The 18,367-nt window shown below is 29.9% G+C and carries 12 protein-coding genes (1 of these 12 cut by a window edge); 6 read left to right on the top strand and 6 right to left on the bottom strand.

Annotation, left to right across the window (positions count from 1 at the left end; translation table 11 throughout):
* Positions 1 to 137: 137 nt before the first annotated feature.
* The 5 genes from C7H52_RS06870 to C7H52_RS06850 form a co-directional block, all read right to left on the bottom strand.
* Positions 138 to 1,265: an acyltransferase family protein gene (locus tag C7H52_RS06870; protein WP_181256218.1), complete on the bottom strand. Its 1,128-nt coding sequence runs from the start codon at positions 1,263 to 1,265 to the stop codon at positions 138 to 140.
* Between the two features lie 43 nt (positions 1,266 to 1,308).
* The gene (locus C7H52_RS06865; protein ID WP_106463158.1) at positions 1,309 to 2,262 is read right to left on the bottom strand and encodes an AAA family ATPase; all 954 of its coding nucleotides are present in this window, start codon (positions 2,260 to 2,262) and stop codon (positions 1,309 to 1,311) included.
* 95 nt (positions 2,263 to 2,357) lie between these two features.
* Positions 2,358 to 3,797: a peptidylprolyl isomerase gene (locus C7H52_RS06860; protein ID WP_106463157.1), complete on the bottom strand. Its 1,440-nt coding sequence runs from the start codon at positions 3,795 to 3,797 to the stop codon at positions 2,358 to 2,360.
* On the bottom strand, positions 3,760 to 4,611 hold the full coding sequence (locus tag C7H52_RS06855; RefSeq protein ID WP_245918579.1) for a peptidyl-prolyl cis-trans isomerase: 852 nt from the start codon (positions 4,609 to 4,611) through the stop codon (positions 3,760 to 3,762). The genes C7H52_RS06860 and C7H52_RS06855 overlap by 38 nt, the downstream gene beginning before the upstream one ends.
* 1 nt (position 4,612) lies before the next feature.
* Positions 4,613 to 6,529, bottom strand: a complete 1,917-nt coding sequence (locus C7H52_RS06850; RefSeq protein WP_106463156.1) for a peptidylprolyl isomerase — start codon at positions 6,527 to 6,529, stop codon at positions 4,613 to 4,615.
* 149 nt (positions 6,530 to 6,678) lie between these two features.
* Between C7H52_RS06850 and C7H52_RS06845 the strand changes: the two genes are divergently transcribed.
* The 4 genes from C7H52_RS06845 (at position 6,679) to C7H52_RS06830 (ending at position 10,458) form a co-directional block, all read left to right on the top strand.
* Positions 6,679 to 6,918 (top strand): hypothetical protein, encoded by a 240-nt coding sequence (locus C7H52_RS06845; RefSeq protein ID WP_106463155.1) that lies wholly within the window; start codon positions 6,679 to 6,681, stop codon positions 6,916 to 6,918.
* Positions 6,919 to 7,093: 175 nt separating this feature from the next.
* Entirely contained in the window at positions 7,094 to 7,447 is a 354-nt protein-coding gene (rplS, locus tag C7H52_RS06840) for a 50S ribosomal protein L19 (protein WP_106463154.1), read from the top strand.
* A 63-nt stretch (positions 7,448 to 7,510) separates the two neighbouring features.
* Positions 7,511 to 8,074: a pentapeptide repeat-containing protein gene (locus tag C7H52_RS06835; protein WP_106463153.1), complete on the top strand. Its 564-nt coding sequence runs from the start codon at positions 7,511 to 7,513 to the stop codon at positions 8,072 to 8,074.
* Positions 8,075 to 8,229: 155 nt separating this feature from the next.
* Positions 8,230 to 10,458: an NADP-dependent isocitrate dehydrogenase gene (locus C7H52_RS06830; protein ID WP_106463152.1), complete on the top strand. Its 2,229-nt coding sequence runs from the start codon at positions 8,230 to 8,232 to the stop codon at positions 10,456 to 10,458.
* Between the two features lie 53 nt (positions 10,459 to 10,511).
* Here C7H52_RS06830 and C7H52_RS06825 read toward each other — a convergent pair whose 3' ends face one another.
* A complete protein-coding gene (locus tag C7H52_RS06825) occupies positions 10,512 to 15,476 on the bottom strand; it encodes a BspA family leucine-rich repeat surface protein (protein WP_106463151.1) in 4,965 nt (1,654 codons plus the stop codon).
* Positions 15,477 to 15,596: 120 nt separating this feature from the next.
* Here C7H52_RS06825 and C7H52_RS06820 point away from each other — a divergent pair, with 120 nt between their 5' ends.
* Both C7H52_RS06820 and C7H52_RS06815 read left to right on the top strand, forming a co-directional pair.
* Positions 15,597 to 18,023, top strand: coding sequence for a TonB-dependent receptor (locus C7H52_RS06820; RefSeq protein WP_106463150.1), 2,427 nt, complete (start codon positions 15,597 to 15,599; stop codon positions 18,021 to 18,023).
* Positions 18,024 to 18,027: 4 nt separating this feature from the next.
* Positions 18,028 to 18,367: the beginning of a DUF4249 domain-containing protein gene (locus C7H52_RS06815; protein ID WP_106463908.1), read on the top strand. It continues 476 nt past the right edge of the window; the window shows 340 of its 816 coding nt (coding positions 1-340); its start codon is at positions 18,028 to 18,030; its stop codon lies beyond the right edge, outside the window.

The raw sequence follows: 18,367 nt of genomic DNA, 5'->3' as shown, positions 1-18,367 counted from the left end.
AAAAATCTAAGAATTTTAAAAATTCCTTATTAAGCTTTCATAAGAAGTGGGTTTTCTTTAAAAAATATTAATTTATTAAGACTTTTTTTATTAAAACACTAGTTTTGAAACTCCTAAATTATGAAATTGTTAAAATTTTATTCAAATCTCTTTCTTATAAATTTTGAATCTCTAAGTTTTGTAAAAGGAATTTCATAAAAAATATATAGCAGAAATGCCAAAATAAATGATATAATCCAAAAGACTAAAAGACAAAAGACATTAGTTATCAACGATAAATCATCAATCTTGATGAAGTATTGCATAGTTAAAAGTACAATACTGTAATTTACAAGATATAAGCTGTAAGACCATAGGCTTATTTTAGTGATAATAGTATTTAAAAAACCATTAATTTTAATTTGATATAGTACTGGAAACAATAATAAAATACTTAACGAAAGTAACGGCAAGTAAAACACATTAAAAAAAGTATATTCTATATTAGGTTTTATTCCTGTATAAAAAATATAAAAATGCATTAACAAGAACAGTAAACCGCCTGCAAAAGCACTCATATAGCGGTACTTTTCCCAATTAGACGGCATGTATTTAAAAATATAAGCTGCTATAAACCCATAGTAAATACTATCCAATCTAAATATTACAACCTTTCTTAATGACGCTGACCATTCCGCAGTGGTTTCAGATAAATTTAAATCGAAATATATACGGTTTAAAGTAATTATTAAAATGCAAACCAAACTAAGTTGTAAAAAAAGTTTAGCCGTAATTTTTCTTTTTAAAACAACAAATAACAGCAATAGAGCTGGCATAAAGACATACGCAAACTCTTCTATTGACAAACTCCAAGATTCCGTAAAAAAATCAGGTTGAGCAGTTTTAAAATTTTGAAGAAATAAGAAATAATTTAAAAAATTAATGTTTGTACTTTTAAAAAGAAAATAAACTAAACCAATATTAATAATTAAAATTAAATAATAGTTTGGTAATGTTCTAAACCAACGCCTTACCCAAAAATGAAATATATTTTTAAACGTTGTTTGTTCTAATTCTATTTGTTTTAAAATTATAGCTCCAATTAAAAACCCACTTAAAACAAAAAAAACATCGACGCCTATTGTACCAAAAAATTTAATTGCAAAAACTATTGAAGAACTTGAATTTGGAGCAATTAAGAGCGTAGAATGTGAACAAAGGACTAATAAAATAGCTATTGCTCTAATGACATCTAATCCAAAAACACGTTTTTTAGTAAATTTCAAAAGTTTAGTTAAAGTTATAAATCTAAATTATAATCTTTTTAGTTTAAAATAAGCTTTTTATAATATGCTCAATTGTAATTCCTTCTGCTTCGGCTTTATAATTTTTAATCATTCTATGACGTAAAATTCCTGTGGCTACCGCTTGAACATCTTCAATATCCGGAGAAAATTTACCATTTACGGCTGCATGAGTTTTAGCTGCTAGAATAAGATTTTGTGATGCTCTTGGACCTGCACCCCAATCGACATAACTTTTAACCAAGTGTGTAGCTTCATTACTTAAGGGTCTGGTTTTTCCAACCATACGAACTGCATATTCAATAACATTATCTGCTACTGGAATCCTACGAATTAAATCCTGAAAATCTATAATTTCTTGTGCTGTAAATAAAGCATTTACTACAGGTTTTTTGTTTGACGTTGTAGCTTTAACCACATCTACTTCTTCTTGAAAAGAAGGATATTCTAAATTAATAGAAAACATAAAACGATCTAACTGTGCTTCTGGTAAAGGATAAGTTCCTTCTTGCTCTATAGGGTTTTGAGTAGCCAAAACAAAATAAGGCAAGTCTAGATTATAGTGGTGTCCAGCGACAGTTACAGATCTTTCCTGCATAGCCTCTAACAGTGCAGCTTGTGTTTTTGGAGGTGTACGGTTAATCTCGTCTGCAAGAATTATATTAGAAAAAATAGGACCTTTTAAAAATTTAAAGGTTCTATTTTCATCTAAAATCTCACTTCCAAGAATATCACTCGGCATTAAATCTGGGGTAAACTGTATACGCTTAAAATGTAATCCTAAAGCCTTAGAAATTGTATTAACCATTAATGTTTTAGCTAGACCAGGAACTCCAACTAGCAAAGCATGTCCGCCAGAAAATACACTAATTAAAATCTCCTCGACTACTTTATCTTGACCAATGATAACTTTTGCTACCTCTTGTTTTAATTGGGTATATTTTTCAACTAAATTTTCTATCGCTTTAACGTCTGACATCTATATATGTTTAGGTTTACTAAAATAGTAAAAAGTATAAAAAAACCTTTGAAATACATCAAAGGTTTTTAATTAGATTATTTAAAAAGTTATAACTATTGCTTTAACCAATTACTATTAAAGTCACAGCTTCTATGAGATTCACTTACTTTAATATAAGTATCCATTATTTTTTCATCCTGCCATTTGTCTATAGCTTTAAAACGCTTTTCGTTTAAAGCTAATTCTTTAATTTTCAAGTAATCTTTGGCGTAATCTGCAATATGCTCGTCTGTTCTATCTTTTACCATTAATAACTTATATTTTAAAGCACCTTTTCTATCTTGTTCCGAAATTACTTCACTGACATCACCTTCTTTTAAATTCTGAATCTGGCTATATAATTCAGGGTCCATTTTGGTTAATTCAAAACTAAAATCTTGAGTAACTGGGTTCCTAAGTAATCCTCCTAATTTTCCAGATTCTTCATCTTCACTAATTTCTTTAGCAGCATCTTCAAAGGAAATTTCTCCAGCTTCTATTTTTACACGTACCTCTTCTAATTTCTCTTTAGCTTCAGCTACAGAGCTATTTGCTATTTTAGGCAATAGTAAAATGTGTCTAACATCGTATTCCTGACCTCTAATTTTTTCTAAGTAAATAATATGGTAACCAAAATCTGTTTTAAAAGGTTCTGAAATTTCTCCTTCTTCCATTGAAAAAGCTGTTTCACGAAACTCTTTTACCATTCTAGGTTTTTTTCTGTTTAAGGTATATTTACCACCTTTTGATGCGGAACCTGGATCTTGAGAATAGAATACTGCTTTAGAACTAAAACTTGCTCCATTTTCTAAAACATCTTTTCGGTATTCTTTTAACTGATTTATAATTCTTTGCTCCTCTTCTTCAGTCACCTTGGGCTCTAAAACAATTTGTAATACTTTAAGTTCTGTTCCAAATGTTGGACGCTCGTCTTTCGGGATTTTATTAAAAAACTCTCTTACTTCTTCTGGTGTAATTTCAACTTCATCTACAATCTTCTTTTGCATTTCTGAGGCTAAACGTTGTGACTTGTTAATCTCGAACATTTCCTCTCTAAATTCCTTTTCATTGTCCTGATTATAGAACTTTAACAGCTCTTCCATAGAACCATTGGTCTGAGCTAAAAACTGCTGTATTTGTTGATCTACATAAGAACGGATTTCTAAATCTGAAATAGAAATACTATCCTGTATAGCATGATGAGCATATAGCTTATCTTCCAATAACTTTCCAAATATCTGACATCTCGAAAACTCCTTAGTAGAAACTCCCGCTGCCTTTAATTGTAAAATATTTTTATCAATATCACTATCTAAAACAATATAGTCACCAACCACTGCAGCAACGCCATCTACTTTTATGGCTTGATTTGGTATAACAGTATCTTTTACAGTTTCCGTTTCTTCTTCTAAAATAATTTCTTGTGCAAAAATGGTTTGAACACTTGCTAGTAAGCTTAATGCTATGAGGCTATATTTAATTGAAAATTTCAAATTTTTTATTTTTAATTGCATCTTTGGTAATATCTGTTTCTATTTTTTTTAATAAATCTACTTTACGTTTGTTTATTACAATCTGATTTATGGTTGGTCTTACATATTTTAATGGTGCAATCTCACCGCGTAATAAAACGTCTTTAATTTGCACCAAATATAAGTCTATTGAATCTGTAAGCTCAATAAAGTTAGACTTTTTTAACAATTCATTTTGATTGTCTATTGTAATAACAGGAAGCTTATTTAAAACTTGACTGGAGCGTACCCAAACAGAATCATTTAAAGCATAGGACTTAAATTGAATTTTTAGACGCTCCAAATCGGCTTTATCCTTTTTATTATAACGTCTAAATTTTGTTTTAATTTGCTCTAAACTGTTAATGTCTTTATTTACGGTTATATATTTCAGCTTCACCAAATCTTCATTGAGCTTAAATGCTTCAGAATTATTGGTATAATAAATTTTAGCGACTTCATCTTTAACTATAGTATCTAAATTTCTACTCACTAATGCCTCTAAATAAGCATTACTGTATAGGTCTTTTTTATATTGTTCTACCAAAATATCAAACTCTTCAAGTCGTTCATCACTTAAATTTTGTTTTGCTCCATTTAAAAGCAGCTGCTGTTTTGCCCATTCGTTAATATAATTTTGAACAAACGCAATACTATCATTCCCTTTTAAATCTTTTGGTGTTTTTTCTATAAGATCACTTTTAAATAAATATTCGTCATTTACTCTAGCAATTGCATTGTCTGCTTCTTCTTTTTTGAAATACTCACAAGAAGACAGCAAAATTAGCAATACGATATAAGTGGCGTTTTTAATCAATTTAATTGTATTTATTTTTTAATTGATTTAATTCAGACTCATTTATAGTAACCTTATATTTTTCTCTAAGAGACTTTACCCAATTTACCTCTTTTTCATCTTGAAAATCGCTAATTACCGAACCTTTAGCCTCTTCAAAAGTTTTTTGTCCTGCTGGTAAAATTTCTTTTACATCTATTACTAAGTAAGCATTATTATGGAAATATACTTTAGAAACCCCTTTTTTAAGTTTTAAATCTGACGGTAATGCTGGGTCTTCTAATTCATAAGTTCCAGAGTTGATGGTTACATTAATTTCAGAAGTATTATACTTGTTTGCCAATTGATCTTGTGCTATTTCGTTTTTTAAATCTTTTGCAACTTTTTTTGCAATATCTTTTTTAGCTGAAGAACTTATAGTTGCAACAATTCTAGTTTTAAATTTATAGTTGTTTTTATGAGTTTCAAAATAATTTTTTAAAGCTAAAGAATCGTTTGTAGCAGCATTCCAAATTTCGCTTCCCATTAAATCAAATAATAGTAAACCTTCCTTATACTCATTAAATATAGCAGCAAATTCCTCATTTTCATTTGCTAAATTTTCTTCCTGATATAATGATAGGTTACGATCTATAAAGTCTTTGTACAATTGGCTCACAAGAAGATTAAATGGCTTCTTACTTTGAATTTTACGTTGACTATTAGTTAAAAAATTAGCAAAGTCGTTAAACGTAAGTGCCTTATTTTTAATTAAAACTAAAGTTTCATTAGTTTTAATGTTTTCTGGTGCAGACCATAAACCTTTAAAATAATCATCATTAAGAGCCTTTTCAAAAGTTTTTAGTTTTGAATTATTATAAGAAACATTATAAATCTTCATTAGTTTCTCTATACGCTTATCGTTTAGGATTCTAGACCTCGAGTCTTTTCTCACTTTAGATTCTAAACCAAATTTTTCATTTTCAAATGTATCTAACTTATTTTTAGCTATTAATTTAGAAATATGCCATCCAAACTCTGTTTTAAAAGGCTTGGTGTATGCACCTATAGTATTTAAAGCAAATGATGCTTCTTCAAATTCTGAACTGCTTAACTGTCCGCCAGTAAATGGAGGCAAAACACCACCTCGATTGGCAGAACTCTTGTCTATAGAATACTGTTTTGCTAAAGACTCAAACTCTTCGTTTTGCTCTAGACGTTTATATATTTGATCTATTAATGCTTTATCTTGTCCTGGAACCATTATATGTGCCACAGTAATCTCTCCACGGTTGTCTCTAACATCGTTAACCTTTACAATATGGTATCCAAATTGAGTTCTAAAAGGCTCTGAAATTTCTCCTACTTTAGTTTCGTAAGCTGCATTTTCAAATTCGTAAACCATTTTAAAAGCTGTAAAATACCCTAAATTTTCAGCAAAAATTGTGGCACCATTATGAACATCTTTTTGCACAGCTTCGTAACCTTCTTGCAAAACACGAGCTCCAAGTTTTTTTATTTCCTCTAAAGCTAAACGTTCTTGTTCAGGAGAGGCATTTTGGTCTATTTTAACCAAAATATGGTCGGCGTTAATCTCTTTTTTTAAACGCTCATAAGATTCCATAACCAATTGATCGGTTACTTCATTATCATTAATATATTTATCAATTAACTGTCTTTCATAACCTTCTAACTCACGCTTATAAGCTGGTTTTTCATCTAAACCTAAACTGTAAGCTTCTTCTAATTTAAGCTTATAGTTAATAAACAGATCTAAATAGCCTTCAACATTTTTTTGAGATTCATCTTGAACCAAATCTAAGTTTTTATTATAAACACGCTCAAACTCTTTAGTATATATAGGTTTGTCGTTTACAGAAAATAAAACGTCGTTTTGCTGAGAAAACATGGTAAATGCAAATGCCAGAAAGAAAAAGGCGTTTAACGTAAGTTGTTTCATTATAAAGAATTAAAAATTTGGAACACAAAAATAGTAATAATAAGCGATTAAACAATACTATTGAATAGGCTTAGTTAAACGGCACAATTTTATATTTATTATAGGTTTTTTTATATCTAAACCTTTATTTTTATAAAAATTTATAAACCGTGAGAAAACTTAAATTAATATGGGACTTTAAAGGTCCAGATGCATTAAAAATTGCAGAACATCACGAAAAGCATATAAAAGAATTTATCTCGATAAAAAAAACACAATTAAACATTACTGGTTTTAATTTGGTAAACGACCTACATGCAATTGCTTTTATGGTTGTTTTAGAAGATGAAATGAAGCCTATTAGAGACGCTTTAAAACCACACAGAGGTCAATTATTTGAAGATACCTAGATTTAAGCTATGTAAATAGCTGATATTCAGCAACTCAAATAACTGAGCAATTCTTTAAAAAAATAAGTAAAAAATAATTTTATAATATAATAATAGTTATATTTGCAGCCACTTTGAGTTAACCTCTGGCGAGATCCGTGAATGTTGGCTTGAAATAACTATAAATAAATTAAAAATGGAGTCGTTAGTAAATTTTGTACAAAACGAATTTGTAACTAAAAAAGATTTACCTGAATTTTCTGCTGGAGATACAATTACTGTATTTTACGAAATTCGTGAAGGTGAAAAAGTACGTACACAGTTTTTTAGAGGTGTCGTACTGCAAAGAAGAGGTTCTGGAGCTTCAGAAACTTTTACAATTAGAAAAATGTCTGGTACCGTTGGTGTAGAGCGTATCTTCCCAATTAACTTACCTGCTTTACAGAAAATTGAAGTAAACAAAAAAGGTAAAGTTCGTAGAGCTCGTATTTTCTACTTTAGAGAACTTACTGGTAAGAAAGCTAGAATTAAAGAAGCTAGAAGAAAATAATTTTTTCTACTTAATAGTATTTAAAGCCTTGATTTTTTCAAGGCTTTTTTTATTTTTAACTCCATGAGTTTAGAGTTTATTCCAGACAAGGTATTTAAGAATTTGTCGACACCACCAAAACAGGCAGAATACGATAATTGTACGTTTGTAAATTGTAATTTTAAAGAGGCATACCTCTCTGGATATAGTTTTTTAGAATGTGAATTTGTAGATTGTGACCTGAGTTTGACCAAACTAAAAGATGCTACTTTTAAAGAAACAGATTTTAAAAATTGCAAAATGGTTGGTTTCCCTTTGCTTGAGTGTAATCCATTTTTATTAAGTGTAAAATTTAACCACTGTAAACTGGATTTAGCACTTTTTAATTCTCTTCAACTCAAACATACAACGTTTGAATCTTGTTCTTTACAACAAACTGATTTTACAGGTGCAAATTTAAGTTTTTCAACATTCAATAATTGCAACCTTAAACATGCTATTTTTGAGCAAACCAATTTAATGTCTACAGATTTTAGAACTGCCGAAAATTTTTCAATTAACCCGGAAAAAAATCAGCTTAAAAATGCTAAATTTCTTAATACGAATCTTTCAGGACTTCTGGATGCATTTCAATTAGACATTTCATAAAAGAAGTAACTAAAAATAAGATTCTAGTAAATAAAGGTCAAAACTTTTAATAAAAAGTTAAAAGCAAGGTTGGACTACAATTAAACTTTAATAAAACTAAGCATTTTCGTATATTCGCTTCGCTTAAAATTTTAGATCAAATTAAATCCAATTATATGTCAAACACACCAAAAATAATTTATACCATTACAGATGAAGCGCCTGCTTTAGCAACACGATCGTTCTTGCCAATAGTAAAATCGTTTGTAGAACCTTCAGGTATTCATATTGAAACTAAAGATATTTCCTTAGCCGGACGTATTTTAGCTGTTTTTCCAGATTTCTTAAATGATGATCAAAAAATAGCAGATGATTTAAGTTTATTAGGTGAATTAGCAAAACAACCTGAGGCTAATATTATAAAATTACCAAATATAAGTGCTTCTATGCCTCAATTAAACGAGGCGATTAGCGAATTACAAGCTAAAGGTTATGCTGTACCAAATTATCCGGAAGATGCAAACACAGCTGAAGAAAAAGATATTAAATCTCGTTACGATAAAATAAAAGGATCTGCTGTAAACCCAGTACTTCGTGAAGGTAACTCGGACCGTCGTGCGCCTAAAGCAGTAAAAAACTACGCAAAGAAAAATCCACATTCTATGGGGGCTTGGTCTAGCGACTCTAAAACTCATGTTGCAACTATGAGTGCAGGTGACTTTGCCCACAATGAAAAATCGGTTACTTTAAATGAAGTGACTTCGGTTTCAATAGTACATACAAGTCAAGACGGTACAAAAACAAGTTTAAAAAGTAATTTAAACCTATTAAAAGGTGAAATTATTGATGCCACCGTAATGAGCAAGAAGGCATTACTAAGCTTTTTAGAAGAACAGGTAGCAGATGCTAAAGCATCTGGTGTTTTGTTTTCTTTACATATGAAAGCGACTATGATGAAAGTCTCTGACCCAATTATCTTTGGTCATGCAGTTCGTGTATTTTTTAAAGATTTATTTGAAAAACATGGAGAAACCTTTGATGAAATTGGTGTAGATGTAAATAATGGTTTTGGAAACCTGGTTAAAAATTTACAGGAATTACCTGAAGCAAAACGTCTTTTAATTGAAGAAGATATAGCTACAGCTTTTGCTGATGCTCCAGATGTTGCTATGGTTAATAGCGACAAAGGTATTACCAATTTACATGTCCCAAGTGATGTAATTATTGATGCATCTATGCCTGCAATGATTAGGACTTCTGGACAAATGTGGAATGCTGAAGGGAAACAACAAGATACTAAAGCAGTTATTCCAGACAGTAGTTATGCAGGCGTATATACGGCAACTATAGACTTTTGTAAAAAGCATGGTGCTTTCGATCCTACCACTATGGGAACTGTTCCTAATGTAGGTTTAATGGCTCAAAAAGCTGAAGAATATGGATCTCACGATAAAACTTTTGAAATCGAAACAGCTGGAAAAGTAGATGTGGTAGATGCCGATGGAACTGTTTTAATTTCTCATAACGTTGAAGCTGGTGATATCTGGAGAATGTGTCAAGTTAAAGATGCACCTATCCAGGATTGGGTAAAACTAGCGGTTACCCGAGCTAGAGCTTCACAAACACCTGCTGTATTTTGGTTAGACGAGAACAGAGCTCACGATGCCGAATTAATTAAAAAAGTAAATACGTACTTAAAAGATCATGATACTGAAGGTTTAGAAATTCATATCTTATCTCCTATAAAAGCTACAGAATTCACTTTAAAGCGTGTTAAAGATGGTTTAGACACGATATCTGTAACTGGAAACGTATTACGTGATTATTTAACCGATTTATTCCCAATTTTAGAATTAGGAACTTCGGCTAAAATGTTATCTATTGTACCATTAATGAATGGTGGAGGTTTATTTGAAACCGGTGCAGGTGGTTCTGCTCCAAAACATGTGGACCAGTTTACAGAAGAAAACCATTTACGTTGGGATTCTTTAGGTGAATTTTTAGCACTAGCAGTTTCTTTAGAACACTTTAGCACGGTTAACAATAACCCGAAAGCTAAAATTATAGGTGACGCCTTAGATGAAGCAACTGAGAAGTTATTGGAAAATAAAAAAGGACCAAGCCGTAAAGCTAAAGAATTAGACAATCGTGGTTCTCACTTTTACTTAGCCATGTATTGGGCTGAAGCTTTAGCAAATCAAACTAAAGATGCCGAGTTAAAAGCACAATTTGAAAACATAGCTAACGACCTTAAAAATAACGAGTCTACTATTGTTGCCGAGTTAAACGATATTCAAGGTAGTGCTGTAGAAATTGGTGGTTATTATATGCCTCAGGAAATTTTATTAGAAAAAGCAATGCGTCCAAGTAAAACATTAAATTCTATTTTAGGTCAATTAAAATAAGCTTAAAACTTATAAAGTAAAAAAAGCACCCATTTTGGGTGCTTTTTTGGTTTTTAGTTAACTATTACTTTTTTAATAACTTTTTTTGAATCAGTGCTTAATTCTATTAAATAAATTCCAGAATTCAAATTTGACATGTCTATAAAATCAAAATCGTCTGTTTTAGTAACTAACAGAATACCTCTTAAATCATATATCTTTACAAGATTAATTTTATGATTGTTGAAATTAATTAATGTAACCCCTTTCTCTTTAGTGGTGGGATTTGGATAAAGATTAAAGGCAATTTCTGAAAAGTCTACAGTGCTTAGCACAGATTCAATAATTTCGGTCTGAACTGCATTTGTAGTAATTGGAGCATTAAAATCAAAAAATATTTGAGCAGAACTACCACTAATAAAATCTCCAACATTTAAAGTTTGCAATGGTTTAACTTGATACACTATAAAGCCCTTACTAAGTTCTTCATCTACTGATTGTGGTACGAGGTTGATAGTATCAAAATTAAATTCTAGAAAATTAAAAAACACATTTTTTACAGTATATGCATGACTAGAACTTAAAACCTTAAATGTACTAAATTGACTATTAAATGGTAGTTGGTCTAATATAGATACATTTAATGCATTAGCATTTCCTGTATTTTGAAATCTAATAGTATATGTAAGATATTGATCAATTTCATTATAATAAATCGAGTCACCTTGTAAAACTAATTTATCATTAGGATCGTAAGAATTTACAACGGGTTGATTTAGAGTAAATATATTATTAGATGTATTGATATCGTTTACCATAACTGTTTCAACCTCAAGCAGTAATGTTTGACCTAAATCCATTATAGGAGGCACTGCATTTTGAAATTTAAGGGTGTTTTCTGAAATTTCTAAAGGACCTAAAGAAGAAATTTGGTAAACTAACTCATTTAAAGTCTGACTTGTAGTAGGAATTGTACTGTTTATAAACGTTTGTTGCGTTTGATTATATGTGAAAGTAATATCTAAATTCTGTAACGTCTGGCTACCTAAATTTTCTGTTATAATTTTATACTGGGATACTAATCCAGGTCTAGCCGCATTTAATGGAACAATAGTCACAGCTACATCATTGAAAAGAGAAGAACTCGATAAACAAAATTCAATGTTTTGAGTATTTCCAGAATTTGTAAAGGTCACATTTTGCGTTAATGGATTACTTTGTATATTATTTGGTAAATTGTTTAAACTAAAATCATATGAATTGATATTTAAATTTATTGTTGAGTTATTAGAACTGAATATACTACTATTTTGTGGCGTTGTTATGGTAATGGGAATATTCTGTAATTCTATATCTGTAGTTGGATTACAACCAGACAAATCTTCATCAAAATTTATAATTATATTTATTTGGTTACATTGGCTACTTAAACTATCGCCATTCATAGAAAAGCTTAAATCATTTATTAGATAATTACGATCTATTTCGTTACAATATTTTAAGCCATGTGCACCAAAAAATATAGAAGAAGATTGAAATGTAAAATTAGCTAATCTATTTAAAATTAAATCATAATTTAAAGTGTTCAAATTTGAATAACTTAAAAAGTTGTAAAAAATTCCGTTTCCTGAGTTTGCTGATGAAAAATCCCATGTGTTTAGTGCTTGATTAAACTCACTTGCAAAATAAAACATATTACTAAACACTTGTATTCCAGATGTGTTCCAGTTATTAAGGGGTTGATTAAAACTAGTGGCTTCAGAAAACATGCTGCTTAAACTAGTTGCTCCAGAAATATTCCAAGAATTTAGTGGCTGATTGAAATTTTCTGCCTTGTTAAACATCCCAGCAAATGTGGTTACACTTGAAGTATTCCAATTTGAAATATCTTGATTAAACTGTTTAGCATTACGAAAAGTATTTTGCATAGTAAAAACAGTTGACACGTTCCAATTATTTAAGGGCATATTAAAAGATTCTGCTCCATTAAATAAATTATTAATGCTTAGTACATTACTAGTGTCCCAACTATTTATATCTTGATTAAAAGCTTTTGCATTCCTAAATACACCTGTTAAAGTTTGTACATTTGGAAATTGCCAATTATCTAAAGGCTGATTAAACATTATAGCATCATCAAATAATAAGGTCATGTCTATAACGTTACTTAGGTTCCAAGCATTTAGAGGTTGATTAAATGCTTGAGCATTTTTAAACATACCTTCTATAGATGTTACATTAGAAGTATCCCAAGTTGAAATATTCTCATTAAAACTAATCGCATCTAGAAACATAAATTGCATATCTGTTACGTTTGATACATTCCAATTATCTAATGGTTGATTAAAAGATTCTGCTCCAAAAAAAGCATAGGATAAATTCTGAACTGATGAAGTATTCCAGTTATTTATAGGTTCATTAAATAAAATAGCATTAGCAAACATATAACTCATAGAAGCTACGTTAGAAACATCCCAACTATTTAAGGGTTGATTAAAAGCTTCTGCTTCTTCAAACATACTTTCCATATTTGTAACATTTGAAACATTCCAAGTAGCTAAAGATTGATTAAATAATGATGCTTTCTTAAACATATCTTTCATAACTGTAACATTACCAACATTCCAATTATTTAAAGGTTGATTAAAATTTATAGATTCTTCAAACATACTATTCATATTTGTTACGTTTGAAACATCCCAATCATTTAAAGGTTGGTTAAATATCATATCGTCTGGATAGGATAGATTTATATAAACTTTAGCAAACATACTAGCCATATTTGTTACATTTGAAACATCCCAGTTATTGATATCCTGATTAAAAGATAAACAACCCGTAAACATACTTTCCATATTTGAAACACTTGAAACATTCCAAGAATCTAAGGGTTGATTAAAAGCGATTGCTGAATTAAATGTTCCAGACATATTTTGCACATTAGAAACATCCCAATTATTTAAAGGTTGATTAAAAGCTTCTGCACTAGCAAAAAAAGACGACAAATCTATTGCATTAGACATATTCCAACTATCTAAAGGTTGATTAAAGTTTTTTGCATTAACAAATATTTTTGAAAAATTAGATATTGTTGAAACATCCCAATTATTAATATTAGAATTCATATGAGTTGCTCCAAAAAACATACCTTCCAATGAGGATACATTTGTAAGGTTTGGAATATCACTTGCATTAATTTGTATATTCTTACAATTAAAAAAAGCATTAACCATAGATGTCCAATTTATAGAGCCCCATTGTTCTACACTTCTAATTTTATTATTTGTAGTTGAATTTGTAGTATATGCAAAATTTAAGTGTGGAAAAATTCCAGTAATAGAAATATTATATTGTCCAGCTTGTGAATAAGTATGGGAAATATTAGTAGCTACGTTATTTTGTGTGGTTCCATCTCCAAAATCTATAGTGTAGTTATATGTTTCATTAAAATCTGTCGGTATTTCTATGGTTAATCCATTAGTATTATCAACAATCCATGAAGTTACAAATGCTCCAGGAATTAAAGTACTATTACAATCAAACACATGTATATCTTCATTGACAGTCCAACCATTTACTATTAAACTGTCTCTTTCAGATTCTTCACAATACTTTAAGTTTGTATTAAAAAGTGTTTGAGGATTAATAGAAGAATTATTTAATGTAGCTAGAAAACTTTCATAATTTAAGATAGATAAATTTGTGTTTGCAATAAAATAGTTAAGGGTTACAGTATCGTTAAAATTCCATAAATGAAAATCTTGATCAAAACTGCTACAACCATTAAACATATAAGACATGTTTGTAACATTTGAAAAATCTAACACAGATATATCTTTATTAAAACTAATACATCCATCAAACATATAAGACATGTTTGTTACATTTGATGTAAACCATGAATTAATATCTTGATTAAAACTAAGACAAAATCTAAAGATACCATACATAGAAGTAACACTAGAAGTATTCCAATTATTAAGCGGTTGATTAAAGTTTTCCGCTCCACGAAACATCTCAGTCATATCGATAACATTTGAAACATCCCAATTGTTTATTGGTTGATTAAAGTTAATTGCTCCTTTGAACAAATTAGACATGTTTGTTACATTTGAAACATTCCAATTATCTAACAAACCATTAAATTGGATGGATTGATTAAATAAATAACTCATATTTATAACATTTCCAACCTGCCAATTATTTAAGTTTTGATTAAATGATTCTGCATTCGAAAACAATCCATACATATTTGTTACATTAGATACATTCCAATTTGAAATATTTGAATTAAAGTGTTTAGCGTAAGTAAACATTTGATTCATATCAGTCACATTACCTGTATTCCAACTCGAAATATTGCTATTAAAGTTTTCTGCATTTGAAAACATTTCTGACATATTTATAACATTTGATACATCCCAATTATTCAAAGACTGATTAAAATTTAAGGCATTATAAAACATACCAGACATATCTGTTACACTAGACACATCCCAATTACTAAGAGGCTGGTTAAAATTTATAGTATTAGCGAACATATAGCTCGTATTTTGAACATTACTTACATCCCAATTATTTAAAGATGTGTTTAGAGAACCGCAACCATCAAACATATGTCTCATATTATTAACATTGGAAAGGTTAGGAACATCCAAACTATTAATAATTAAATTATTACATTTAAAAAAAGCATATTCAAAGCTATTCCAAACTATATCTCCCCATTGCTCTATAGTTTTTAACTTTTCTCTATTTTGTTGTGTTGAATTTTGAAAGTTTATTCTAGGAAAATCGCCAGAAATTTCTACAGTATAAACTCCAGGTTGGGAATATGTATGTACCGGAATGTTACCTGAAACATAACTTTCTGTATAACCATCTCCATAATCTACTTGAAAATTATATCCAGACCCAGTTATTGGAATTATAATAGTTCTATCTACACTATTTTCAATTTCCCAAGTTGTAACAAATGGAGCTTGTGAATAAATAAATGAAGAAAATAATAAAAAGATTAATAGTAAAACTCTTTTCATGCTTACTAATTTGATTATTTAATACAATATAAATATATAATTACATTCATAAATTATTAATTGTTATTTATTTATGCTGAAAAATTAAAAACTTAACTATAACATATAGATTAAGCTACTATGATTCAAGTAGTTTTTCGTAATTTTACATATCATATACCCCATCACTTGAAAACACCATTATCTCATCTATTTATATCTTTTTTTCTTTTAATTAGCAGTTTTAGCAATGCCCAAGAAAGCATTACTCTTAGTGGTACTATTACCGAACTTAAAACAAACGAAAGTTTAATTGGTGTAAACGTCATTATTCCCGAACTACAAACGGGTGCTGTTACTAATGAATATGGTTTCTACTCCATTACAATTTCTAAAGGATCTTATAAAATACAAGTATCGTTTTTAGGTTTTAAAACCATCAATCAAAATTTAAACTTAACGCAAAGCACTATACAGAATTTCAAATTAGAAGAAAGTTTTGAAGATTTAGACGAAGTCGTTATCACTTCCGATGTAGAAAAACTTAATTTACGTACGCCTCAAATGAGCGTGAATACCTTAACAGCTTCAACTATAAAAGATATACCAGTGGTTTTTGGCGAGGCAGACGTTATTAAAGCAATTACTTTACTTCCTGGCGTAACTAATGCTGGAGAAGGCAGCAGCGGATTTAATGTTCGGGGCGGTGCGGCAGATCAAAATTTAATTTTATTAGATGAAGCAACTATTTATAATTCGTCTCACTTATTTGGGTTCTTCTCTGTTTTCAATCCAGATGCAATTAAAGATATAAAACTTTACAAAGGTGGCATTCCTGCGCGTTATGGTGGTCGTGTGTCTTCTGTGTTAGATATTTATCAAAAAGAAGGAAACAGTAATCAATTAGCTATGAATGGTGGCATTGGTTTAATTTCTAGTCGTTTACTTATTGAAGGTCCACTAAAAAAAGAAAAAGGATCATTTTTGTTTGGTGGTCGTTCGTCTTATGCGCACTTATTTCTTCCCCTTTTCGATAATAATAATGTGGCTTATTTTTACGATTTAAACACCAAACTAAGTTATAATTTAGACGATAAGAACAATATTTACCTTTCAGGGTATTTTGGTCGGGATGTATTTAATATCTCCGATAGTTTTGAAAACATTTATGGTAATGCAGTTATAAATTTTAGGTGGAATCATTTATTTTCTGATAAATTATTTTCTAACATGTCTTTAATTTATTCAGATTACTATTACGGATTAGACTTAAACTTCGTAGAGTTTGAATATATTTCAGGAATAGCAAACTTTAATTTTAAATACGATTTTAAACATTATATCACAGATAAGTTTAAACTTCAATATGGAATTAATAGTATCTACCATACCTTTAATCCCGGAGAAATTGAACCTTCTACACCTACATCTGGTATTAACCCTAGAGAACTAATTAAAAAATACGCTTTCGAAAATGCTATTTATATAGATGCCGAGCATTCTATAAACAACAATCTTACACTTTCCTACGGGCTAAGATTAAGCTCTTTTTTACGCTTAGGTCAGAATGAATTAAATACATATTCCAATAACAACCCTGTCAATTATAATCCAACCTTTGGAATCTATCAAAAGGCAAATCCTACAGGTGTAGAAACGTTTAAAAGAAGTGATATTATCAAATCTTTTGCAAATTTAGAACCTCGCTTTTCATTATCCTATCAATTAAATGAAACGACATCTTTAAAAACAAGTTATAACCGCTTATCTCAATATTTACATTTGTTGTCCAACACAACCTCGCCAACACCTTTGGATATATGGACACCTAGTGGTAAATTTGTAAAACCACAGCTTTTAGATCAGGTTGCTTTTGGCTATTTTAAAAACATAAGCAATTCTAAATACTCCTTAGAAGTTGAAACGTTTTATAAAAAAATACAGAATAGAATAGACTATATCGATGGTGCAGACTTAATAGCGAACGATGCTATCGAACAAGTGATATTAAATGGAGAAGCACGAGCTTACGGTTTAGAAATGTTATTCAAAAAAAATAAAGGTCAATTTAAAGGTTGGGTTGCTTATACACTTTCTAAAAGCGAACAACGCACACCAGGACGAACAGCACTTGAAACAGGTATAAATAATGGTAATTGGTATAATACGGCTTACGATAAAACTCATGATATTTCCGTAACAACAAGTTACGACCTAAATAAAAAATGGAATCTTAATGCTAATTTTGTATTTCAAACGGGTCAGCCCACTACTTATCCAAACGGACAATACCAATATAATGGCTTAAGTATTCCTAGTTTTAGTAATAGAAATGAAGATCGATTACCTAATTATCACAGGTTAGATGTATCTGCTACTTATACACCAAAACCAGAAAAAAAACAAGGTTGGCAAAGTTCCTGGGTATTTGGAATTTATAATGTTTATAATAGGTATAATGCCGCATCTATTAGCTTTGGCGAAAATCGTATGACAGGCCAAAATGAAGCCTCTAAACTAACCATTTTTGGTATTGTTCCTTCAGTTAGCTATAATTTTAAATTTTAATTGTATGACACGCATAATTATACTACTTCTTACCACCTTAGTTTTCTGTAATTGCGAAAATGTTATAGATCTAGAAGTGCCTACAGCACCTGAAAAACTTGTTATTGAAGCTTCTATTAATTGGTTTGATAACACTCCTGGAAACGAACAGCAAATCATACTAACCCGAACAGCTCCTTATTTTGATACAAATGTGCCTCCTGCTTTAAATGCTGTGGTACGTATTACAGATTCTAATAACAACACCTTTAACTTTATAGACACAGACAACACAGGTATTTACAAAACCTCAAACTTTATACCTGTTCTTAATGAAACCTACATGCTAAACATTACTTATAACA

Source organism: Aurantibacter aestuarii (assembly GCF_003008425.1).
Lineage (GTDB): Bacteria > Bacteroidota > Bacteroidia > Flavobacteriales > Flavobacteriaceae > Aurantibacter > Aurantibacter aestuarii.
Note: the sequence above shows the minus strand (reverse complement) of the source record. Positions and strands in the feature narration are given on the sequence as shown.